This is a genomic window from Treponema bryantii (genome assembly GCF_900111035.1).
Lineage (GTDB): Bacteria > Spirochaetota > Spirochaetia > Treponematales > Treponemataceae > Treponema_D > Treponema_D bryantii_C.
In genome coordinates, this window is record NZ_FOFU01000006.1 from 1 (window position 1) to 24,006 (window position 24,006).

The window sequence follows — 24,006 nt, forward strand, 5'->3', positions numbered from 1 at the left end:
CGCTCTTCAAGCGCTGAACCGTATCCCAGTATTACTGTCGGGTTTTCTTTATCATTTCTGTTGTCACTTACGCTAAGTGTCACATTTTCAGGCACCTGTATTCTTCCAAGGACCGGATGCATTCCTATCCACTCTTCATCTCCAAGCAACGCACCATACTGAGTATCAATTATGTGTACGTTGACTGAGGCTCTTTTTTCATCCTGTCCGCTTACTACTCTTATCGTAAGTTCATATTCAGATGTATTTCCCTTTCTCTCTGGCGACTGGTCGTATTTGTGTTTTACGCTGTCCCCCTCACTCTGGCCTCCGTCTCCATAATTCCATTCAATCTTATCCGGATTCTCTCCCTCTTCACTAAACTCTATTCCAAGCCCTATTTCCTGATGTGGCCGTGATGTTATTCCGTCTTTGTTATATCCTGCCTCCTCTCCGACAAGAAGCTTAAATCCGCCCAACTTTGGAGTTCCTGCCATAAGCATGATTACTCCGCTTTCTGTTACATCCTTGTAGGCTCCGCTGGCCCCGTTACAGCCTTCTGTCATTGTGATTTTCATGTTAAACGGTTTGTTGTAATAAAGCTTAACTTCAGGATTTGCAAACTCATGCCAGCCGCCCGCACTTGTGTTTCCTGGACGGAACTGTGACTTTAGATTTCCGTTTTCGTTTGTTTTTACTATGTATCCTTCTGCGCCAGCGCCTTCCATTGCTACCGTAAGCGTTTCTTCGCTCTGTTCGCTGCCTTTCATGAATACGGCCTTTACAAGTTCTGTCGCTTCGATGCTGTAATCATCAAAATCTGCATCTTCTACTTTCACTGCAAGCCTTATTACTCCGCTTACTGGCACTGTAAAGTCTGCATCACTTTCTTCTTCTATCCTCTTTCCCTCTCCATCAAGTACTACATATCTGATTCCTTCTCCGTTTACATCTGTTCCCTGCAGTCTGATTTTTACTCTTCCCGGGGTATTTGCGGTTTTATCGATTGTTACATATTCTCCTTTTTCCGTAACACCTAATGCTTTCCAGTCCCATTCTGCCTGGTATCTGATACCCCTGTGCCCCAGTCCGCTTTCTGTTTTTATTTTGTCTTCATAGTACCAGTATTCTTCTCCGCCTATTGTTACTTTTCTTACATCAGCTTTTGTAATTACTGTCTGTGAAGCTTTTTCCCAGTTTTCCTTTATTTCTTCTTCTCTTACACTGCCGTCAAATCTGGCCTTGTATTCTTCATAGCAGAACTCCTTTCGGTTCTGTCCTTCCTCTTTATCTGCGAGGAATGTACGCTTTAGTCTGATTGTCTTATACAGGCCGAAATCTATTTTGTTTATGAGGATTCCGTTTATTGTGTATCCGTCTTTTATACAGCTTTTTCTAAGCCCCTGATTCTCATCTTCTTTTTCTACGGTTTTCAGGATGATTGTTCTTGGAATGGTCAGTCTTGCCTTTTTTTCTACTGATCTGTTTCCGGCGTTGTCAGTTACCTTGACGCTGTATTCGAATGTTTTATCATTTTCTTTTCTCTGAACTTTTGCAAGATTCTGTTTTTCTCTGTATATAACGTTTTTATCTGTACTCTCGTTTACTATCGAACCATTCAGATATAGTATGTTTTTATTTTCCTTTATCCCTGAATCATTCTCTGTAACATTATACTTTACGTCAAAGGCGTTCACATATTCCGCTTCTCCTTTTGATTCGTATCCGAATCCGCTGAATGTCAGCTCTGAAACAGATGGAACTACTTTATCTATCTTTACTGTTACTTTGTTTTCATTATCTACTTTGTCTTTTGCTGTAATTTCATATTGCCCGGTCGATTCAATCTTAAATTCTGTATAATTCGAAACTGCTTCTTGATTTTTTGTTACCGATTTGATGTCCGAATGATTATCTGTTACTTTTATTGTTACGTCTTTATTTGTCCATGTATCTGCAATATAGCCGTTCAGGTTTATTACTGGAGCTTCTTTATCTATCCAGTATTGTTTTGTTGTCGAATTCCCGGCTGCATCTTTGGCTGTTACTGTATGTTTTCCTGTTTCGGTTATTGTATAACTCTTTCCATCATATAAAACATTATCTACTGTCAATCCTGCTTTTTCAGGTATTCCCGAATTTTCATCGCTTGCTGTTACTGTTATAGATTCGTTTGTCCATTTTCTTGCTTCTTTATCGGCACTGATAACAGGACTGCATCTGTCAATCTTTACCTGTACTGCTACGGCCTCTGAAGCATTTCCAACATTATCTACTGCCCGGAAATAGACTGTTGTATTAAGAATTTGATGTTCCTGAACATTTGAATTATATTCACTTCCTCTTGTCCATTCGCCTTGCTCTCCTACTTTATACTCATAATGGCTGAATCCAGATTTGTCGTCTGTACTTCCGTTTGCTGTAAGGGTTACATTCTCTGCTGTCCAGCCTTCACTTAATCCTGTTATGGATGATGGCATTGTTGGAGGCGTATCATCTACTTTGATTATTACTTTTGTTTGTAAAGTTTCTTCATGTACATTACCAGCCGCAGTCCCCCATGAAGTACGTACAAAAAAGAGTTCAAAAATCATATCTTCCTCTATTTTTGTAGGAAGCTTGCCTAAAGTAGTCCCATTTCTTTTTAAATATGTGTAGTCAGAATATCCACCACTACCAGATTCTCCTGTTGATGAATTATATCCGCTTGACGAATTACCATCACTATAAGAGTTATAAACTATTGTTACAGGTTCTCCTTTTTTTACATACCAAACAGGTCTTTCACTAAACTTTTGAGTTGCATTTTCACAATAAATACTTAATCCATAGTTATATTTATTATCATGAAAATCACATAAATATCCTTTAAAATTTGTAATTTTATCTGCTGATACAATATCAATATCTTTATTCACACCATAAATTCTAACTGAAAAAATTAATGTACTTTCATATTTAGGGTTCCAAGTAGAGGTAGCTTCATGATATAATTCTATAGTATATACTTCATTTTCTTTTACAGTTATTGGATTTGAATAACTAATTGACTTATTGGAATCTCTTATCTTAAGAATTGTATGGTCTTCACTGCTTCCGCTAGGTGCATGGGGTCCTTCTGGATGTCCTTTTACACAGGCTGAACTATATTTTATATTAAGTTTTTCTCCTGCTTGTACTAGACAAAAATCACTTTCTTTTTTACATGCGTTGTCATTATCCACGGTAATTTCCAAACTGTAATTTGGATGATCTTCGTCATTTTTGAGGCTTCCTGTTATGTTTCCATTTGTTTTAATTAATGATTTTGAATAAGACAATGTCACAAAAATAAAAGATATTATAATGAGAGAAATATACTTTTTCATTTTTTTACTTCCAACTTTTTATTTTTTATATATTTTATATATATAACTTAATCAAATATCAATAATTGATTTCCTCTTTTCTGTAAAAAATCAAATTTTTAAATAACTTTATGACAAATGTAATTGAACTAACTATAGTTTATTATTTCAAATCACAAATAATCAAAATAAGACAAGACATTTCTACTATATTTTTATAACTTTCTTATAGGAAATTCCCTTATATACAGTATCATTTATACTGTAATATAATTTTTTCAGGAGTGTTTATATGAAATATTATGTTGATTGCAGAACAGCTGCAGGCGGAGATGGTTCAGAAAACAAGCCTTTTAATAAAATTCAGCAGGCAGCTGATATTGCAGTTGCTGGAGATGAAGTAATTGTTGCTCCAGGTATATACCGCGAATATGTAGATCCTAAAAATGCAGGAGAAGAAGGTAAACCTATTGTTTACCGTTCTGCAAAGCCTAGAGAAGCTCATATCACTGGAGCTGAAGTTCTTTCTGGCTGGACTAAAGTAGACGGTACTGTTTATACAGCCCGCGTTTCAAACAAGATTTTCGGTGATTATAACCCTTACACAACTCTCGTAAGCGGCGACTGGTTTATCGCTTACTTTATTGCTCATACCGGAGATGTATATCTCAACGGAAAATCTATGTACGAAGTTCAGTCTCTTGATGAAGTAAAAAAGGCTGAACCTAGTGATTCTGCATGGGATACAGAGTTTTCCCGCTACAAATGGTATGCCGAGCAGGATACTTCTAAAGATGAAACTGTATTCTATGTAAACTTCTTAGGAAGAGATCCATCAAAAGATAATATTGAAATCAGTGTTCGCAGAAACGGCTTCTATCCTTCAAAAGAAGGCGTAGGCTACATTACTTTAAACGGTTTTGTTGTTTCTCAGGCTGCAACTCAGTGGGCACCTCCAACAGCTTACCAGGAAGGTATGGTTGGTCCACACTGGTCTAAGGGCTGGATTATTGAAGACTGTGAAATCTATGAATCAAAATGTTCCGGAATCTCTCTAGGAAAATATCTTCAGCCGGAAAATGATAACAAATGGCTCAAGACAAAATACAAGGACGGAACTCAGACAGAACGCGACTGTATCTGCCAGGCTCAGGTTGAAGGCTGGTCTAAAGAGCGCATCGGTTCACATATCATCCGTAACTGCGAAATCCACGACTGCGGTCAGACAGGTATTGTAGGTCACCTTGGTGGAGTTTTCTCTCTGATTGAAAATAATCACATTCACCACATCAATAATAAACAGAATCTTGCTGGTGCCGAAATTGGTGGTATCAAAATGCATGCTGCAATCGACTGTATATACCGCCGAAACCATATTCATCACTGTACACGAGGTATCTGGCTCGACTGGCAGGCTCAGGGAACACGCGTAACACAGAACTTCTTCCACGACAATATTCCTCCACAGCATCCTGGTAAGGAAATTAAGGCCGAAGTTGCAGAAGACCTCTTTATTGAAGTTTCACACGGACCAACTCTTGTAGACAACAATATCTTCCTTTCTCCACGTGCTCTCAAACTTGCTACTCAGGGTGTTGCTGTAATTCATAATATTCTTGCCGGAAGCTTTACTGCAGTTGGTCGTGGCTGTAATAACGGTGCTCCAAACCGTCCTTCTCCACGCTACACTCCATATCACATGAAGCATCGCACAGAAGTTGCAGGTTTTATGACTATTCTTCATGGAGACTGTAAATTCTACAACAATATCTTCATTCAGAAACCAATTTGCGATGAATTCAAGGCTCGCATGGTTGCAAATGAAAAGAACGACTGGGATGATTCAAACTTTGTTGTAGGAACTGTTCCTTATAATAACTATCCTACTTTTGATGAATGGAAAGCTCAGTTTGAAGGCTATTGCGGAATGGGTTCAGAAACTACAGACCGTTATTACAGTGAACTTCCTGTATGGGCTGGCGGAAACCTTTATTTCAATGGTGCAAAACCAATGTCAAAAGAAGCTGATGCTTACGTTAATTCTGAAAATAATGTAGAAATTGATTGTGAAGAAAAGGATGGTAAGATTTATCTTAAAACAAATCTTTATGAATTGGTTTCAACAGGTAAAGTTCCAGCTGATGCTATGTCATGTAAGCTGATGCACACTGAAGATATTGCTCCAGCCTTTGAACCGGAACAGAATTACGAAAATCCAGATGGAAGTCCTATTATTTTCAATATCGACTTCTTTGGAAAAAAACGCGGCGAAAAGCCTGTTGCAGGACCTTTCGCCGATAAAGATGAAATTAAGGACAGCCTGTTTTAATATGGATTGCTTCGTTGCTGCGCTCCTCGCAATGACGTCATTGCGAGCGTAGCGAAGCAATCCATTGTTACCTACATAGCAGTGTAGCCGCCATCAACCGGCAGGATTACACCAGTTACATAGCTCGAAGCCGGGCTGGCAAGGAAGAGTGCTGCTGTATCAAGCTCACCTTCGTTGCCATAACGGCTGAGAGGAATCATAGTCTGAGCATTCTGCTGGAAGAAATCTGAATCCAGAGTTTCTTTTGTAAGCGGGCTGTAGAAATAACCCGGGCAGATTGCATTTACATTGATCCCATATTTTCCCCATTCACTTGCAAGACCACGAGTCATGTTTACAACACCACCCTTAGCTGCATGATAAGGTGAACATGGAGCAACCTTATTTCCAACAAGACCATACATAGAAGCAATGTTGATGATGCGTCCGTACTTTGCAGGAATCATAGCTTTTTTAGCAATTGCACGAGCCATGCGGAAAGAACCGAACATATCAATATTGATTTCGTTGTAGAACTGATCATCTGTAATGTCCTCAGCAGGAGCAACAGCACCAGTTCCAGCATTGTTGATAAGAATATCGATACGGCCGAATTTAGCCATGATTTCATCGACAACAGTGTTTACGCGGTCTGTATCAGTAATATCACACTGAATACCAACAGCTTCTACCTTATATGTATCTGCAATTTCCTTAGCAACTGCATCAATCAATTCTTTACGGCGAGCAATGGCAACAATTTTAGCTCCCTGATTAGCAAGAGCCTTAGCCATCTGAACACCAAGACCTGTAGAACAGCCGGTTACAACAGCAACCTGACCGGTTAAATCAAAATAATTCTTCATAAAAAACCCCTTTGCTTTTTATAATCCTATTTATAATATACTGAAAATTTCCCAAATCGGGAAGTTAGTTTTTACTAACGGGCTATTTTTTTGTCATTTCGTAAAAAATAATACTTGAAGCCTGCGCAACGTTAAGGCTGTCTACAAGACTTTCACTCACACCTTCTGACATACCGCCCCAAGGAATAATAACCAGCTCATCACAGTTTTTACGCACTGCTTCACTAATTCCATGCTCTTCATTACCAAGTACAACGAGAATTGGCTTTTTGCGAGCATCTGCGGTGCTTAAATAACTAACCTGCTTTTTTGCACTAAGATCTGTACCAACACGAAGCATTTTTCCGGAAAGCGCTTCGAGTAAACGTACGCTTGAATTAACACTGTAGATGTTTACATATTCCATTCCGCCTTCTGCTACACGATAACTGCTGGTAGTAATAGAGCTCTGAGCTTCGTCATTCGGAATCACAATATTCTTTATTCCAAAAAAAGCAGCACTTCTTACAATGGCACCAAAGTTATTTGCATTGCCAATGCGGTCCAGCAATACGGCACTCTCACCACGCTCAATCCAACCATCTGTAATATCGCTGTCCAGAGGCTCAATCTGAGGCGCCTCAATCATTGCAACAACACCCTGATGATGCACCGTTCCACTCAATTTCTCCAAGTCGGCTGCCGGCTTCTGGTTATATATTCCATGCACCTTAGCCAGCTTTTTGCATAAACCGCCGAATTTAGGGGCAACTTCTTCTGTAAAATAAAGGCGGGTAATCTTCTCCGGATGATTTTTCTCGAGCTTTTTAACAGTTGCAAAACCACAAACTGCAAGCTCATTATTTTTCTTGTTCTTCATAAGTCTAATATACACAAATAAAACTAAAATTGATATATTAAATATGGAAGTAACATTTCCCGCATTACGGAGTGTTGAATTCAATAAGAGGTATCATAATGAAAAAACTTTTCACAACAATAATTCTTGCTTCACTCACATTTGGACTTTTTGCCCTTCCAAATCTGATTAAAAAAGAACAGTTCGGTGCAAATGCCTTAGAAAATCTTGAATTTGAACTTACTTCTGAGAATATTACAATCAAAGAAACCTATGACACCACAAGCATAGAAGTTGAAATCTACTGCAACTATAAAAAATATATTCCGGAAGTTTCAGTTTCCGGATCAACACTTTATATAGAATCTGTAAGAAAGGGTGTCAGCTTTTTCCCGGATCCAACAGGCCTCAACTGTACAGTAATTGTTTACGTTCCACAAAAAAAAGACTTCGATGAAATCTCCATTAAGATTTCCAGTGGAGAAATAAATATTGAACGTCCGCTTTCAGCTAAAAATGAAATCAGACTCTCAGCTTCAAGCGGTGAAATTAATTCTGAAAAAGGACTTTTTTCTGACAATATAAAGATTACTTCAAGCAGTGGTGATATCGACCTTTACAACCTGGATTCAGATGAATTAAATGTTACTTCAAGCAGTGGAGACATCAAATTAAAGAAATTTACTGGTGAAACAGGAGAAATCCACTCAACAAGCGGTGAAATAGAAATTGAAGACTTTGCCTGCGAATATGCAGAATTTAAATCAACAAGCGGAAAAATCTCTGTAAAGAAACTCGACTGCGATTATTTTGATGCCCACAATTCAAGCGGTGGCATTGCCCTTGAACTTAAAACAGAACCAACCGCCAGCTCTTCAATAGAATGCTCAAGCGGAAACATCGATCTTTACATTCCAATGCGTGCTAAATTCTCAGTAGATGCTTCATGCACTTCCGGCACCTTCCGCGACAAGTTCAACAACAACCGCCTGAATCCCCGCGAAAGCTACAAAATGGACTACAACGGCGGCGGCGCAGAAATCAAACTCCGCACCTCCTCTGGAAACATAACACTGGATTACTAATCCTTTAAATTGATTTTTTCTAAAACGTAAGCCATCAGTTTCTTTTGGTTTACTTTTATTCTTGCAATTCCAGTCATACCGGGTCTAAGATAACTTAATGTTCCTTTTTTACTTTTGATAGTATTATCTTTAATTTCAATATCTATCTGGTAATAAGGAACATTATTTTCATATATAGTGTCTGCCCCAATTCTGGAAACATAACCTTTTATCTGTCCATATTCATGTTCATTGAATGCAGAAAGTTTAATTTTTACTTCCTGTCCAATTTTTATATCCGAAATATCTTTTTCAAGAATATTTACAAATGCTTTGATATTGTCAGAATTTAAAGGAACTATTCTAATTATGTTTTCCCCACTTCCAAGTAAATCTCCAACACTGAAAGTCGTTAATTCTTCAACAATGCCATCTTTAGTTGCAATTATTTCACATTGCGATAATTGTTCTTCCAATTGTTTTAATTTCTGGGCTAAATCTGCCTTTTCTTTTTGTAGAGTATAATTCTCTAACAATAAAGAATACATAAAATCAGCCGAAAACTTATCTAAATCAGCCTTAGCAATATCCCGCTCATTTTTTAACTCAAAGATTTTCTGACTGTAGGTTAAAGCATCAGGTAATGCAATTTCATTTTTATATAACATATCTGCTTTTTCAAAATATAATTTCTTTTGATTTTTCTCAGAAAAATATATATTTGCCCTGATACTTGCTTCATCAATTTCATTAGGAATTTCTTCACTCTCAATAATTTTTTTTAATTTATCAAGAACATCAAGCTTGTTTTCATTTCGTAGAATTTGGAGCTTTGTATTTTCAATGTCTGACATAATTACATCAGAATCAAGAGAAAAAAGAAGATCTCCTGTTTTTACAATAGAGCCATTTACATAATTTTTTTCTCTAACAATTCCACTATTTCGGATTTTTATTATTGAAACTTCATTTTTCGGACGTATTACAGCGTTTCCTTTTACAACAATATCAAAATTAGAAACTATCATCCAAATAAAAAAAGATATAATAAAAGCTAATACTAAAAAAACAAATCTATAGTATTTCTTTGAAATTTTTAAATCAAAAAAATCTCTACTGAATTTGAAATCATCAAATTTTATTGTTGTAACTACTTTTTCACTCATTTTGAACTCTCCCAAAGTTTTTGATACAGCCCCTTATTAACCTTTAACTGTTCATGAGTTCCTTCTTCAACAATTCTTCCATGTTCCATAACAAAAATCTTATCGCAATTAATGACAGTAGTAAGTCTATGAGCAATTAGAATGGTAGTAACTTTTTCTTTTCTTAAGTTCTTTAAGGTTTCATGAATACTTCGTTCGCTGATATTATCCAAACTACTGGTGGCTTCATCAAAAATCAGTAACTCTGGTTTTCCTAAAAGTGCCCTGGCCAAAGCTATACGCTGGCGTTCTCCACCACTTAATGATGAACCCCTTTCAGTTAATATGGTATTGTATCGCCCTGGTAATTTACTTATAAATTCATGAGCCCCAGCTTTCTTACTGGCTTCAATAATATCTTCAATCGTTGCGTTAGATTTATGAAGTGAAATATTATCTGCTATTGTTCCAGAAAACAAAAATATATCTTGTGGAACATATCCAATTTTGCTTCGCAAATAAAAAGTATCCATATCTTCAAGATTGTTATTATCAAGAAAGATGTCACCTTTCTGAGGCTTATAAAATTTAAGTAATAATTTTACGAGCGTGGATTTTCCACTTCCACTTTCTCCAACAAAAGCAACCCAATCGCCTTTATTTATAGAAACATTAATATCAAATAAAATCTGTCTTCGGGTACCATAAGTAAAATCTACATTCTTTATTTGTAATTCACCTTCAATTTTTTCAGGTCGGATATATCTGTTGATTCTCTTTTTCTCAGAATCTTCTTCAAATTCTTCATCTAATTCCAGAATTTCCATAATTCTGTCTGCAGATACAAGAGCTTCCTGTACCTTTGGTTGAAGATTCACTAAACGACTCAATGGACCTAAAAAATATCCCAGAAGTGCGTTAAATGAGAAAAGTTCACCTAAACTCATTTTATCTTTCAGGATCAAAAAACTTCCAACCCAGAAAATCAGATTTGTACCGCTTTCATTAAAAAAATCTGTAAAAATATTTCTAATTGTTTGCCAGACATTCAATTTAAAATATGTCCAAACCGACTTAGTCTGCAATTTTTCATATTCAGCAAAAGCATATTCACTGGCATTCAGAGCTTTTATTGTTGTTCCGCCATTCATAGTTTCAACTAAATAAGAATCCACATTTGCATTCTCTACAGTATATTTTCTGTATTGTTTTGCAAAAGGTTTTGCGGTAACCCAAATAATAATTGACGAAACTGGCACCATACTTACAGCTATGCCAAAAAGCATTTTATTTTTTATTAAAAGAATTGCTCCAACAACAAATACCATTAACGTATCCATAATTACAGTAATGGCAGCATCAGTTAATGTAGTACGGATTTTTTGTGCATCGCGCATTCTCGATAAGATTTCGCCTGTTCTTCTGGTATCAAAAAAAGAAACAGGTAATTTCATTACATGACTGAAATAAGCAAATATTAAATGAAAATCAATCTTTGTAGAAAATACATTTAACATATAACTTCTTATTGCAGTTAAAAAACTTCTGAAAAGCGATAATATCAAAACCCCAACAGAAAGCACAGTAAGAGTAGATAAACTGTTTGAGTAAATTACTTCATCAATTACATATTGGAAATAAAAGGATGTAACAATTCCAAATAAAATAAGAAGAAAAGAGACAATACTCACTACAGATAATAAGCCCATATGTGGTTTCAAAATAGGTAGAAAACGACCTAAAGAATTTCTTTTTTCTTCCTTTGTAATTTTAAAATCAGAAGATGGGGTAAGAAAAAGACAATATCCCGTCCATTCTTTACAGAAATCTTCTATCGAAAGTGAGAATTTATTTCTACATATATCAGGATCATAAATATATACTCGTTTCTTTGTTATTTTTCGAACTACAACATAATGATACCATTCATTTCCGTTGTCTGTTACTGATTCATGAGCAATAAAGGGTACCGGTAAATCAGGAGTTATATGTTTTTTTTCACCTTTCAAGGCTCGTACATTAAAAGAAAGATCTTTTGCGGCAATAATCATACCGTTTAAATTTGTACCGTTTTTATCTGTTCCAGACACTTCGCGGATTCTTTTTAAACTTACCTGACATTTAAAATAGCTTGCTATCATTGCAAGACAAGCACAGCCACAGTCACTCTGGTCAAGTTGTTGTATATATTTCATAAACCCCATTTACTTCTTATATCCTATATACTCAATTTTATCCTGAGCCCAGTCAAATCCTTGAAAACCATTTGGTAAATCTTCTTTTGCATCAAAGGGTTTGAGTGAAATTGTTAAACTATCTCCAATTGGAGAAGTTTTCATAATTTTTATAGCAAAACCCCTTACCAATAGTTCTTTCTGCAGCATTGAAATACAAAAATCATAATAAAATGCATAACTATTTGGGCGGCACAAATATGCTTTATTTGAACCTGCAAGGAAGAGTCTTAATGTAAATTCGTTATTACTCAGGTACTTATAGGTTGCTTCTGTAATTTGTGGGTATTCAATATTAAAGAAATCATCTACAACAATAACACCATCTTTAGATAGTAATTTTTCTGCCAGAACTAAATCATTGTAAACACTTTCACCAACATGACATCCATCAATATGAATAAAACGTGTTTTCTTCATATAATTTTTTGCTTCGGAATAATAATCAAATTCTTCTGAATAACCAGAATAAATCTGAAGAAAAGATTTATCTTTACCAGTGATGTCTTTCAGGTTAGTAAAAATTTCATCTTTATTATTATCTAACAATGGATCTATAAGTAATAAACTTTCATCTTCTCTTAAGAATTTAGCAATTTCAATTGCCGATTTTCCTTTCCAGACACCAATTTCAAAACAATTCCCCAAAATGCTATTTTTTTCTTGAAGACTGAGAATACTATCAAATATAGCTCTTGAGAGTCCGCTAAACCAGCCGTCAAGCTTATCAAACTTCTGTTGTTCAAGAATAAACTTTTTATTAACTGGAAGTTTCTTGTTTTCATTAATAAAATTATTTACTTCTTGTTTACCAGTAATAATATTCATAACAGACTTCAGTTCATGCATTTCCATTAAAGTTGCATAAAACTTCAATACTTTTTTAATTATCTCTTTTCTATAAATGCATTCAATTTCATTTATTTCTTTTCCTGTAAGCAGCGTGTAATAATAACAGGTACCACCACATAAGTTTTTTGCAAAACAATTTTTACATTTTTCTTTTTGATCTACAGTTTTATTATCTTCGATATCTGCATAAGTAATATTATCTCTGAAGGTTCCTATCTTTTGTTCCAGATCAACAGTAGAATCACAATGATATAACTCTCCTTCTGCATTTACCGAAAGTTTTTCACCCCAACCACATCTTTTAGTAATAAATCCTTTTGCGTAAAAATTTTGCAGTACATCAAAGAAAAAATGTTCTTTTAGGAAATTTATATAAAAATAATCTTTATTCTTTATTCCATCTATTACTCTTTCCAAAAGTTTATCAAAGTTTGCTAAATACTCATAAAGTATTTCCTTACTGAATTTAAGATTTTCACTCCGTACAAGTTGAAAATTCATAGAGTTTATTTTTAAGCTTTTAAAGAAATCAACTATTTCTAATAGATTTATATTTTTGGGAGTAATAACAGTATTGATATTTACTTTTATGTTATTCTTTTGTAATAATTCAATTCCTTTTATTACATCGTTAAATGAAGATTTTCCATTTGCATAATTTCTTGAATAATTATTTATGTATTCAGGACCATCAATACTAATCCAGAAATCTGTCTTATACATGCCTTTTATAAAATCAATATGCTCTTGATTTAAGAGTGTACCGTTAGAATAGAAAAATAAAGTATAATATTTTACTTTTGGCTCTTTAATCAGCCCCTGGAATTGCTCATTAAGAAGAATTCTGTTTGCCATAGCACTTTTTTGTTTAAAAAGCTTATTTGAAAAAGCAATCATTGATTTTACATATTCATCTTTTTGTATCTGCCAGTAATTCCACAACGACTCATTTTTCAGGATTTGATTTAATATTTTTAAATAAGAATCTTCAATCTCACCAGGTTTATCACTTATTTCAGACTTATATTTTTCCTGAATTTCAACCGGAAGTTTTTCAAATAATTTTTTTTCAGAAAAATTAATAAAATCCCCATGCTTAAGTAAAAAACCTTCATGATCTGCTATTATCTCATCAAAGTCTTTTAACAATTGAAAATCTAATAAAGGTTCAGATGTAAAACCAAAACTAAAAATATACTCAGGTGCTTCTGGCATATATTTTGTAGTGGCAAATTCAACAATTTCCAGAAGATTTTCTTTTGTAAGATGACTTTTATTTTCGTGTTTTCTGTAGCAATAAATACAATTCAAATTACATTTATTTGAAACATTTATTGTTATAAAACATTTTTTTTCTCGTACAGCAGGAACAATTTTTTCTTTTGCATTAATAAGATTTTGTATATCCTGACGGGATTTTTCTGGAAATTCAGATAAATTAAAATTATCAATATCTTTTTCGAGGATTTTTTTAAAGTTTTCAGAAACTTCTTTTTCTACATTGTATATTTCTTTTGTATAATTATCATATAAATAATTATTCTTTTCCGTATCAAATAAATAAAAACGATTGTTATAGTCCATTTTTTTATCCTTTTATTTTTTTTATTTACAACCCAACAAAATCTGAAAATATTGTCAGGTAGCATTTTCCATAATTGTTTTACTCAAGAGCCAAATCATTTATAAACGTAAATAATTCATCTTCCTTATTTACATTCAATACAGATTCAATAGTTTTTTTCAAATCTTTTACACTACACCAGTAATCAGGATAATACCCTTTACCTTCGCCCTTAAATTTTTTTGATTTTGACACATTTTCAGAATAATCGGTAAATCCACAGCTAATCTGCAGACCACTGTTTGAAAGATGATAAGATAAAAGATTTCCGAAAGATGCACATCCAACAGTATTTGTTCCAATCTGAATTACCTGATTTTTTTTCTTGAAAAAAAGATAAGCCTGTTCAAGAATTGATTCTCCAGAAGATGCCACTCCATTGTCAGTAAGGATAATAATTTTCCCTTTGTATACAGGGTCTTTAAAATCAACTTTAGATTCTAAAACCCTTTCTATAAGTAATTGTGGTTTTCGATTTAATTTTTTTTCTATTTTTATGATTTTATTTAGCATTTTTTTATTGGCTTGAACTGATAAATCACAAAATCTGTTATATTCATATTTAGCAGCTTTTATCGAAGCCAAAGAAAAAATCCATTTTTCAGGTGCTCTATATTTACACAAAAATTTTTCAGATTTTTTCTTATTGTTAAAATATAAGTCAGAATAAAACTTTAAGGAATAACTGTCATCTCCACCATGGTTCCCTCTTATATCCAGAATAATTACATCCTTATTTTTACATTTATCTGCTGTATTCAAAAAATCATATATTTGTTCTTTTTGTTCTTCATTGTTATAATAGCACCGATTGTATCTTATCCAGATTGCTTTATTACACTCTTTAATTTTAAACGAAAAACCTTCATTATTTGACAATTCTCTGCAAACCGGCAGAACAACCTCTTTATCATTAATTTTTATGATGATTTCAGATTGATTTTTTTCGGATAAAATACCTAATCTATATATATTGTTACCTTTAGCCGGATATTCAAATAAATAATCAGCTATATTTTCAAGTTGAATAATACTTCCTGTTTTAATTGATTTGTCAGGAGTCTCATTTACATATATTTTTCCATCTTTTTTTATTACATATAGATCCGAAAAATAAATATTTAAATTTTTAATAAAATGATAATTAATTGAAGTATTTTTATTAGAAGATTTAATAGTAAAATGTGTATCTGATATATACGGCGAAAATTTTTGATAAAGACTTTCTGCAAAATCAGATATTTTTACAACAGGGGTCTTATTCCATATGGATATAACAGCCTTCTTTTCGTTATCAATATTCAAACCTTTTGTTTTTGCTTCTTCAAAGCCTGCATAACAGTTTTCCAGAATATAACAGAATTCTTCCAGATCATTTTCCATTTGTTCAAGTGAAATTTCTTCAACTTCTGCATATTTTGGAAGAGTAGCTAAGTCATATGGAATAATTTTATTTTTTATATTCTTTTTTTTTAATTTTTTTTTTGTAAAAATCATAAAATACCATTATTAAAACCCGTGAAAAAATTTTTTTTTCACGGGAAAAATAAATTAATTATTCTTTTTTAGTCTTAACATTTATAGACGGTATAATTTGAACCTGAACTATCACAATTACAATAAATATTACCGCGACAAGCACCATCAACATTGAACATGTCATCAACTGTAATTTCGTCCATACCAAAAGATTCCATTACACCGAAATCCTCGATTTTTTTCATTTTTTTCTCCTATTTTTTTGAAGTTTTTTTTAATAACACAGCATTATGGTTAGTGTAATACTTTGTTATTATCTTTTTTGTACAGTATCTAACCCTACCGTACATATATATACACAGTTTTAAAACTTAAAACTGTACATATTATTTTTTAAGCTCAAAATAAGTTTCCAAAAACTCTTCTGTATTATTTTTGATATTTGAACACATAGAATTTTCTTCTTCCTTTGCAGTAACATTTTTCAATATAACTCTTGGACAACCACCAAGACATGAATATAAAAACAAACAATCCTTACATTTTTCTACTTCAAATCCTGATCCTGTCATTACATAATTATAATTATTGTTCTTTTCATCTTTAGAGCCTTCAAATATGTTTCCAATACAGTATTTTTTTTCTCCAATATCTTCCCAACACTTGTATAAATCCCCATTAGAATTTACAACATAGTTATTAATCATATTGGCTCCACAAGATACAAGTCTGTTTGATTTTGGAAAGAGCTCGCTGATTCCAATATTCTTCTCTTTTGCAAGTTTTAATATAAATTCCGCTTTGTCGGTAAAATTCAAACAAGCAGAGGCATGTTTATCCCCATTACTATTTTTTCTTACAAAAGCAGGATAAACAAGGAATAAGTTTTCATATTTTTCATTAAGTTTCGTGTATAATTCATAATATTCATCCGAGTTTTCTTTACTAATATTTACACGTATAACAACAGGAAGTTTTATATTTGTTTCTTTATAATATTTATAACTTAAATCTAAGGCTTTCATAACAGACTGGTATGAATTATCGCCATTTTTCATTGGTCGATTTTTATTATGAGTTTCTTCTTTTCCATCTAAAGTTATTTGGATTTGTTTAAATTGTTGTTCAGCAAAATATTTTATTTTTTCTTCATCAATTAAAGAACCATTTGTTACAATTCGTTGTTCATATTTTTCAAGATTTAAGGATGTTATTTTATCATTAAATTCTTGAATTTTATTCCAGGCACATAAAGGTTCTCCTCCATACCAGTCAACGTTAAGTTTCTTTACACCACTCTTGCGAATAAACTCAACAAGCTGATTTAATGTTTCTTCAGACATTGTTACATTATTACTACCAACATCTTTTGCACGGTCTCCTTCAAAACAATAAACACATTTAAAGTTACAAGCCATTGTTGGAGCAATAGTAAGAGCTAGTTGTGACGTTGAAAACCTGACTCTATAAGACAAAAATTTCATTCTATCAAAAAATGAATCATCATCTTCATTAAGTAGAACACCACTTTTTATAAAATCTTGTTTTATTTCTTCTGGCAAACACGAAGCATCATTTTCTTCTATCATTCTTTTTACATATGGAACATTTTCATCTTCCAATTGATAAAAACTATTTGAATTGCCACAAAAAAACAAATACCCATTGTTCTTTGATTTAAATAAAAGAATTCTTTTTGAAACAAACAATTTTTTTTCTGAACTTTTTGCTTTCATTTTCTTTACCACATATAATTTTTTCTAAATTGTAAATCAGAATTTTCAAATAACAAGGTCATAAAGTGTCTAATTTTTTTAATTATTCATATGACACCAGTCATACTGAAATTAAAAGCAAAAAAAAGACTGCCGATTTCTCGACAGTCTTTTTATAAGATCCGTAGGTCGGCAAGCACAGCTTGCCTCTGAGCCGTTCTTTCGATAATCCTAAACTGGCCCGCTGTCGCAGCCCAGTTTTTAACGGATTTTCGATTTTAGGCTTTAAGCCCAAGGGTTCTCTGTTGGGTAGCGAACACCCTTTGGCTGGTTGTAGCCAATTTCGTCAACTGCTACGCCAATGTACTTGAATACTTCGTAGAGTTCCTTGCCAAAGTGGCCGAATGCAACGGCACCGTGGTGTGGGAAGTTCTTTTCGATGAGTACGTGGCGGTAGAAGCGGCCCATTTCTGGGATTGCGAAAATACCGATACCACCAAATGAGCGTGTAGCAACTGGAAGAACTTCACCCTGTGCAATGTATGCGCGGAGGATGTTGTCAGAAGTTGACTGCAAGCGGTAGAATGTGATAGGACCTGGAACGATATCTCCTTCCAGAGTTCCGTTTGTAACTTCAACAGGAAGAGCACGAGCCATGATGAGCTGGTACTTCATCTCGCAGAATGAAAGCTTTGTAGAAGCTGTGTTTCCGCAGTGGAAGCCCATGAATGTATCTTTGAGTGTGTACTGACCGTACTTACCCTTGATGTCTTCATCATAGATATCCTGTGGAACAGTGTTGTTGATGTCGAGGAGAGTAACTGTATCATCAGAAACAACAGTACCGATGAACTCAGAAAGACATCCGTAGATATCAACTTCACAAGATACTGGAATACCCATCTTTGTAAGACGGCTGTTTACATAGCAAGGAACGAAGCCAAACTGTGTCTGGAATGCAGGCCAACATTTACCGGCAATTGCAACGAACTCACGGTATCCGCGGTGAGCTTCAACCCAGTCGAGCAATGTGATTTCATACTGAGCAAGTTTTTCAAGAACTTCAGGCTTCTTGTTTCCGTTTCCGAGTTCTTTAGCCATATCAGCAGCAACTTCCTTAATACGAGCGTCGCCAGCATGTTTGTTGAATGATTCGAACAAGTCAAGTTCTGAGTTCTCTTCAATTTCAACACCAATGTTGTAAAGCTGTTTAATAGGTGCGTTACAAGCAAGGAAGTTGAGTGGACGTGGTCCAAAAGAAATAATCTTGAGGTGGTTCAAAGCATAAACTGCCTTTGCGATTGGTGCAAATTCGTGAATCATGTCTGCACACTGTTCAGCAGTTCCTACTGGATATTCAGGGATATAAGCCTTGATGTTGCGGAGTTTGAGGTTGTAAGAAGCGTTGAGCATACCACAGTAAGCATCACCACGACCCTGGATAAGTCCGCCGTCCTTAGAAGTCTCTTCTGCAGCAGCACAGAACATCTTTGGACCTTCAAAGTGCTTAGCAAGCAAAGTCTCAGAAATCTCTGGACCAAAGTTACCAAGGTAAACACAAAGAGCGTTACAGCCGTTCTTTTTAATGTCTTCCAATGCCTGGCACATGTGGATTTCGCTTTCTACGATACAGATAGGGCATTCGTAGATTTCGTCTGCGCCATATTTTTCTGTATAAGCTTTAACAAGAGCCTTTCTGCGGTTTACAGCAAGAGACTCTGGGAAACAGTCGCGGCTAACAGCTACGATACCAATCTTAATTTTTGGTTTGTTATTAATCATTTTATACTCCTATAAAATTAATACTATTTTATTTTGCTTTAGAGATATCAATGTTGATACCGCTCAAGCCTACAAATGCGCCAGCCTTTGCTTCACTTGAATCTGGATGAGCAATGAGCCACTTGTTGCGTGCCCACAAAAGCTTATCTTCGAAATCAATTTCTTTGATTGCAGGCTTTTCTGTGTTTGTATCCTTTGGAAGAACGATAATTACACGGAAACCTTCCTTAGAAACTTCGCCATTTTTTACAGCGTTACATGGTGCATAATGAAGAGTTGTCTCATAAACTTCTACAACAGTTCCCTTTGGAACGTAGAAAGCTTCTACAGCAGAAGTGTTGAGTTTTCCATTTTTTACAGACTGAAGAGGTGCAAGAAGAAGAACCATGTCGTTTGAAGGAATGTTGAGCTCAGAACCACGGTGCCATTCAAGACAGTTGAGCTTAGTGTTGTTACCATTGCAGTAACCAACCTGGATTGGCATTCCGCCGTAAGCATTGTCACTGAACTCTTTTGCAATTGGAAGACTTTCCAATCCGGCATCGCCCGGCTCATAAATTACAGCATTGTCCGGTTTTTTAGTTGTGTCGTCCAGTTTCTTGAGAAGGTCTGTTACATCATAACCTGTAAGAACCTTTCCATACTTTTCAAAACTGTGACTGAAAACAGATTTGATACGCATCTTTTTTCTTTAACTCCTATTAAACGTTTAACCGGGTAGTTTGCACTAAACTCCCATGCGCAAAAAATCCGAAGAAACGCTCATGATATTGTATCACGAGTGTATAAATATTTCACTATTTAAAGACTAAATTTCTGTTAATAAATACAAATTTAAGCAACCGGTTGCCTTACGAAAACGTTGTAATATAGATTCATACAATTTCTAAGAATATTCCCCGCTATTTTTATTCATGCAAACAAAGCATAATAAAATCATGAAAAGATTATTCGAAAGCTATAAAGATTATTTTAGAGTTGGTGCTGCTATCAGCGGAATTATCCTTATGTCTGAAGAAGAAAAAGTTGAACACTTCGAAAAGATGAAAATCCGTTATGCAGACTTCAAAAAGAACTTCAAACCTACTCCAGAATTCCCTGAATTTAAATTTCCAGAGCCTAAACCTCTGCCAACAGGCCGCCTGCCAGATTATGAACTGGCTGCAAATCAGTTTAATCTTGTAGTTGCTGAAAACGAATGTAAAATGGGCTCGATTTATAACGGCGAAAATGATTTTGATTTTAAGATGGCAGACCGCCTCCGTGATTTCGCCAGAACAAACGGCCAGGATATGCGCTGGCACACCCTCGTCTGGCACAATCAGTCACCTAAATGGATTTTTGAAGATGAAAAAGGCGAAAAAGTGAGCAAAGAAGTACTCGAAGAACGTCTTAAAAAATATATTTTCACAGTTGGTGAACGCTACCGCGACGATATCTGCTCTGTAGATGTCGTAAATGAATGTATTTCAGATAAGAACTTTATTCTCCGTGACGGAGCAGACCGCTCCCAGTGGTTTGATATTCTCGGACCTGATTATATTGATAAGGCCTTTTTCTGGGCAAAAGAAGCATTCCCTAAATCAAGCCTCGTAATCAACGACTATAATCTTGAAATTGTTCCTGGAAAGCGCCAGGGCATGTACAATCTCTTAAAAGGATTACTTGAGCGTGGAGTTCCTGTAGATACAGTTGGCCTTCAGATGCATATCAACATTGAAAATCCACCTGTAAGTGAAATTGAAAAGACAATCGAACTTTACGGAAGCCTTGGACTCAACGTAATTGTTACAGAAATGGAAATTTCTGTTTACCCGGATAAAGAACAGAACAACGGCAAGTTTGATCCACGCCGCGAATATACACCAGAGCTTTTTGAGCAGCAGGCAGAACGCTACTATCAGATTTTTGAATGTTTTAAGAAAGAAGCTAAAGCCGGCATTTTGAAGGATGTCGTTCTCTGGGGTATTACCGACCGTATGAGCTGGAAAAACGGATTCCCAGTTCCAGACCGAACAGACGTTCCTCTGCTGTTTGATGGAGAAGGAAAACCAAAGGCAGCGTTCGATAGATTGACAAAATAGCCACTTTTTGTCATTCTGAAACGAGAGGTTATAAAAAGTGATTATCGATTTTGAATATCAGCCGCTGCTTGAAGATTACAAAAAGAACGGCGACATGCTGCTTGGTTCTATTCTTAAAATTCTTGAGAATTCAGGAAATAAACATTCTGACGCTGCCGGGGACGCGATTCTTGAAGGTTCCAGCAACGGAAAAGCCTGGGTTCTTACCGACTGGCTGATTGATGTAATCATCTATCCTAAATACGGCGACAAAATCGTTGCCCGTACCTGGTCAGAACCAGTTAATAATCTGTTCATCTGTACCCGTGACTTTGAAATGTATTGTAACGGGGAACTTTCAGTAAAGGGCACTACAAAGTGGATACTGCTCGACCTCAATACAAATCGTCCATGTAAAATCACTCAGGAAATCATAAACAAATACCAGCCGGAAGATAAGCATACCTACGAAGATTCAAAGCTTCCTAAACTTGTACTTCCGGAAAGCTTTTCCCGAGAAACTCCAATTGCAATCCGCCGTCTTGATATAGATTTTAATGACCATGTTCACAATCTTACATATCTTGATTATGCCCTTGAAGGATTGCCGGAAGAGGTTTTTGAAAACCGCAATTTCAAGAAGCTTCGTATCAGTTATAAAATGGCAGTAAAATCAGGAGAAGCAATTGTCTGCAAGTACGCAGAAAACGAAGGCCGCCACATCTGCTGTATTTACGGCAAAGGCGGCGACCTTAAAACTCAAATCGAATTTGACTGATAAAAAAACCGGGCCCGCAAGCCCGGTTTTTCGTTATAATTTGAACTTATTAATTTCTTCAGTGATATAAAGAACAGATTTCTTATTTGCTTCAGCCTTAGCACGGACAGTAGAGAACGATTCAGAGAAGTTCTTAACTACAGTTTCTGACTCACCAACAGAATCATTTACCTTTCCTGCAAGATTTACTACTTCAGTCAAATCATTCATAATCTCTTCTGTATAATTTGCCTGATTCTTAGCAAGACCACTAACGTCTTCAATCTGCTTTACAATAATATTTGTACTTGAAAGGATTGAATTAGCATCCTTTGACTGCTGAGCCATAGTCTTTGAGATCTCTGCAACAACACCACTCTGCTCTTCAATTTCTTTCTGAATCTTATTGAATGCATTACTTGTAAGTTCCATGTTCGAAGAACCTTCTTCCATAGATTTAGCAATTTCATTGATAAGATTACTGATATCTTTTGTAGAGTTCTGAGTAGATTCAGAAAGTTTACGGATTTCGTCGGCTACAACACTGAATCCCTTTCCGGCATCACCCGCATGTGCCGCCTCAATAGCCGCATTCATAGCAAGAAGGTTTGTCTGAGAAGCAACAGCCTGAATCACCTTGATAACTTCAATCATGCGCTTAGACATTTCTGTAATACCATTGATTACAGTCTGAGTCTTCTTTACTTCCGCACTACCAGAAACAGATTCTGCAGTAAGCGCATCAGAAAGAGTCTGTGCCCGTTCAATCAGATTTGTGATAGCCTTAAAGTTATCTACCATTTCAGTCATAGAATTTTCATTTTCTTTTTCTGATTTAAACTGGAAGCCTGTAAAGTCGCTGACCTTTGTAGCATCAGCACTAAGCTTTGTAACACCTTCATTTACAGAAACAAGAAGTTCAGCCTGATTATTAGATTCAGAACTCATTTCCTGGAATCTTTCAACGATCTTAGCAATATCAGAAGAAGATGATTCTGTAAGGCCCATAAGCTCTTCTGCACTTAAATCTACCGCATCAGCTTCATTCTTCAATTTTAAAAGGGAAGTACGGAGTGAATCCATAAGAAGGTTCATTTCCGACATGATAATACCAAAGTCATCGAAAGATCCTACATAAATACGGCTCTGAAGATCACCTTCTGTACGAAGTTTACGAATTTGATTGATTGAAATTGCAAAACGGTGACGAAGCTGAATAAGTGTTATAACGATAAGTGGACCACAGAAAATCACCGACTGGGCAATACCAAAAAGTGCTTTGTGAACAAATAAATCCATAGACCAGCCGTGGCGAACAGCACTATAACCAGAACAGAAAACATGCCATGCAACAGTAAGGCTTGCAATTAAAATTCCCTGTCCAAGATTCATAGAAACTTTAGAGGTTTTAAAGCCCTCTGTAGTAATGAGCTTAAGTTTATAAAGCTGACGGCGTGAAACTGTTGCAAAACAGTTAACAGAATACTGAACAGCTGTAAAACCATATAAAAGAATCAAAATCATAATGACAATCAAATCAACTTTATTATAGTTAACCTTACCAGCCATTGTTTTTATGATGATTGTTGAACCATTACCAACAGGATAACCTGCCATAAGAGCTGCTGTTGAAAGGATTCTGATTTTCTTAAGGATTTTATCTACGCTTCTCTGTTCTTCTTCGGTTATTGGTTCTGTTTCGGCTTTCTTAATCAGATTCAGAAGCGGCTTCATGATGATATAACTGATTATTGTGATGACAACACAGATTCCGGCAGCCGGTCCTAAGGATGCTCCAAGACCGCTTATCCAGTCTGCCCAGGAAGACCCTTTAATCTGGGTAACCTGGAATGATGATAGTAAAGGAACGCCAATTACAGTACTAACACCAAAAAATAGCATATATAGCTGAAACAAATTCATATCTCTTCTCCATACAAATTAAGTGTTAAT

The 24,006-nt window shown here is 35.2% G+C and carries 16 protein-coding genes; 4 read left to right on the forward strand and 12 right to left on the reverse strand.

Annotated elements, in window-relative coordinates; all coding sequences use genetic code 11:
* Nucleotides 1-3,347, reverse strand: a 3,347-nt coding sequence (locus BMY21_RS10635) for an OmpL47-type beta-barrel domain-containing protein (RefSeq protein WP_143064215.1), incomplete at its 3' end; no start/stop codon positions are given.
* A gap of 271 nt (nt 3,348-3,618) precedes the next feature.
* On the opposite strand from BMY21_RS10635, the gene BMY21_RS10640 reads away from it, so the two are divergent.
* The gene (locus tag BMY21_RS10640; RefSeq protein WP_074643954.1) at nt 3,619-5,655 is read left to right on the forward strand and encodes a right-handed parallel beta-helix repeat-containing protein; all 2,037 of its coding nucleotides are present in this window, start codon (nt 3,619-3,621) and stop codon (nt 5,653-5,655) included.
* A 71-nt stretch (nt 5,656-5,726) separates the two neighbouring features.
* On the opposite strand, the gene BMY21_RS10645 is transcribed toward BMY21_RS10640, so the two are convergent.
* Both BMY21_RS10645 and BMY21_RS10650 read right to left on the reverse strand, forming a co-directional pair.
* Nucleotides 5,727-6,500 (reverse strand): SDR family oxidoreductase, encoded by a 774-nt coding sequence (locus BMY21_RS10645; protein ID WP_074643957.1) that lies wholly within the window; start codon nt 6,498-6,500, stop codon nt 5,727-5,729.
* Nucleotides 6,501-6,582: 82 nt separating this feature from the next.
* Nucleotides 6,583-7,359, reverse strand: a complete 777-nt coding sequence (locus tag BMY21_RS10650; protein ID WP_074643959.1) for a TrmH family RNA methyltransferase — start codon at nt 7,357-7,359, stop codon at nt 6,583-6,585.
* A gap of 98 nt (nt 7,360-7,457) precedes the next feature.
* Between BMY21_RS10650 and BMY21_RS10655 the strand changes: the two genes are divergently transcribed.
* The gene (locus BMY21_RS10655) at nt 7,458-8,423 is read left to right on the forward strand and encodes a DUF4097 family beta strand repeat-containing protein (RefSeq protein ID WP_074643962.1); all 966 of its coding nucleotides are present in this window, start codon (nt 7,458-7,460) and stop codon (nt 8,421-8,423) included.
* Here the strand turns inward: BMY21_RS10655 and BMY21_RS10660 are convergent.
* The 8 genes from BMY21_RS10660 to BMY21_RS10690 form a co-directional block, all read right to left on the reverse strand.
* The gene (locus BMY21_RS10660; protein WP_074643964.1) at nt 8,420-9,568 is read right to left on the reverse strand and encodes an HlyD family secretion protein; all 1,149 of its coding nucleotides are present in this window, start codon (nt 9,566-9,568) and stop codon (nt 8,420-8,422) included. The genes BMY21_RS10655 and BMY21_RS10660 overlap by 4 nt on opposite strands.
* Nucleotides 9,565-11,751 (reverse strand): peptidase domain-containing ABC transporter, encoded by a 2,187-nt coding sequence (locus tag BMY21_RS10665; protein ID WP_256210388.1) that lies wholly within the window; start codon nt 11,749-11,751, stop codon nt 9,565-9,567. Before BMY21_RS10665 ends, BMY21_RS10660 begins: the two co-directional genes overlap by 4 nt.
* Nucleotides 11,752-14,217 carry a class I SAM-dependent methyltransferase gene (locus BMY21_RS10670; RefSeq protein WP_074643968.1) on the reverse strand — a complete coding sequence of 822 codons (2,466 nt, stop codon included), beginning with the start codon at nt 14,215-14,217 and terminating at the stop codon, nt 11,752-11,754.
* Nucleotides 14,218-14,296: 79 nt separating this feature from the next.
* Nucleotides 14,297-15,754: a S41 family peptidase gene (locus tag BMY21_RS10675; protein ID WP_074643971.1), complete on the reverse strand. Its 1,458-nt coding sequence runs from the start codon at nt 15,752-15,754 to the stop codon at nt 14,297-14,299.
* Between the two features lie 74 nt (nt 15,755-15,828).
* Nucleotides 15,829-15,981 (reverse strand): hypothetical protein, encoded by a 153-nt coding sequence (locus BMY21_RS15855; protein ID WP_177177748.1) that lies wholly within the window; start codon nt 15,979-15,981, stop codon nt 15,829-15,831.
* Nucleotides 15,982-16,122: 141 nt separating this feature from the next.
* A complete protein-coding gene (locus tag BMY21_RS10680; RefSeq protein ID WP_074643973.1) occupies nt 16,123-17,472 on the reverse strand; it encodes a radical SAM/SPASM domain-containing protein in 1,350 nt (449 codons plus the stop codon).
* A 264-nt stretch (nt 17,473-17,736) separates the two neighbouring features.
* The gene (locus tag BMY21_RS10685; protein ID WP_218141052.1) at nt 17,737-19,233 is read right to left on the reverse strand and encodes an L-fucose/L-arabinose isomerase family protein; all 1,497 of its coding nucleotides are present in this window, start codon (nt 19,231-19,233) and stop codon (nt 17,737-17,739) included.
* 28 nt (nt 19,234-19,261) lie between these two features.
* Nucleotides 19,262-19,915, reverse strand: a complete 654-nt coding sequence (locus BMY21_RS10690) for a DUF4867 family protein (RefSeq protein WP_074643976.1) — start codon at nt 19,913-19,915, stop codon at nt 19,262-19,264.
* Between the two features lie 256 nt (nt 19,916-20,171).
* Between BMY21_RS10690 and BMY21_RS10695 the strand changes: the two genes are divergently transcribed.
* Nucleotides 20,172-21,317 (forward strand): endo-1,4-beta-xylanase, encoded by a 1,146-nt coding sequence (locus BMY21_RS10695; RefSeq protein ID WP_177177749.1) that lies wholly within the window; start codon nt 20,172-20,174, stop codon nt 21,315-21,317.
* Between the two features lie 37 nt (nt 21,318-21,354).
* Nucleotides 21,355-22,074, forward strand: coding sequence for an acyl-[acyl-carrier-protein] thioesterase (locus BMY21_RS10700; RefSeq protein WP_074643981.1), 720 nt, complete (start codon nt 21,355-21,357; stop codon nt 22,072-22,074).
* A 33-nt stretch (nt 22,075-22,107) separates the two neighbouring features.
* Here BMY21_RS10700 and BMY21_RS10705 read toward each other — a convergent pair whose 3' ends face one another.
* Complete coding sequence (locus BMY21_RS10705; RefSeq protein ID WP_074643984.1) at nt 22,108-23,976, reverse strand: methyl-accepting chemotaxis protein; 1,869 nt, start codon at nt 23,974-23,976, stop codon at nt 22,108-22,110.
* Nucleotides 23,977-24,006 lie beyond the last annotated feature (30 nt).

Bases quoted from the DNA above. Each gene is read 5' to 3' on its own strand.
- BMY21_RS10640 (WP_074643954.1), top strand. From the start codon at position 3,619: ATGAAATATTATGTTGATTGCAGAACAGCTGCAGGCGGAGATGGTTCA.
- BMY21_RS10645 (WP_074643957.1), bottom strand. From the start codon at position 6,500: ATGAAGAATTATTTTGATTTAACCGGTCAGGTTGCTGTTGTAACCGGC.
- BMY21_RS10650 (WP_074643959.1), bottom strand. From the start codon at position 7,359: ATGAAGAACAAGAAAAATAATGAGCTTGCAGTTTGTGGTTTTGCAACT.
- BMY21_RS10655 (WP_074643962.1), top strand. From the start codon at position 7,458: ATGAAAAAACTTTTCACAACAATAATTCTTGCTTCACTCACATTTGGA.
- BMY21_RS10660 (WP_074643964.1), bottom strand. From the start codon at position 9,568: ATGAGTGAAAAAGTAGTTACAACAATAAAATTTGATGATTTCAAATTC.
- BMY21_RS10665 (WP_256210388.1), bottom strand. From the start codon at position 11,751: ATGGGGTTTATGAAATATATACAACAACTTGACCAGAGTGACTGTGGC.
- BMY21_RS10670 (WP_074643968.1), bottom strand. From the start codon at position 14,217: ATGGACTATAACAATCGTTTTTATTTATTTGATACGGAAAAGAATAAT.
- BMY21_RS10675 (WP_074643971.1), bottom strand. From the start codon at position 15,754: ATGATTTTTACAAAAAAAAAATTAAAAAAAAAGAATATAAAAAATAAA.
- BMY21_RS15855 (WP_177177748.1), bottom strand. From the start codon at position 15,981: ATGAAAAAAATCGAGGATTTCGGTGTAATGGAATCTTTTGGTATGGAC.
- BMY21_RS10680 (WP_074643973.1), bottom strand. From the start codon at position 17,472: ATGAAAGCAAAAAGTTCAGAAAAAAAATTGTTTGTTTCAAAAAGAATT.
- BMY21_RS10685 (WP_218141052.1), bottom strand. From the start codon at position 19,233: ATGATTAATAACAAACCAAAAATTAAGATTGGTATCGTAGCTGTTAGC.
- BMY21_RS10690 (WP_074643976.1), bottom strand. From the start codon at position 19,915: ATGCGTATCAAATCTGTTTTCAGTCACAGTTTTGAAAAGTATGGAAAG.
- BMY21_RS10695 (WP_177177749.1), top strand. From the start codon at position 20,172: ATGAAAAGATTATTCGAAAGCTATAAAGATTATTTTAGAGTTGGTGCT.
- BMY21_RS10705 (WP_074643984.1), bottom strand. From the start codon at position 23,976: ATGAATTTGTTTCAGCTATATATGCTATTTTTTGGTGTTAGTACTGTA.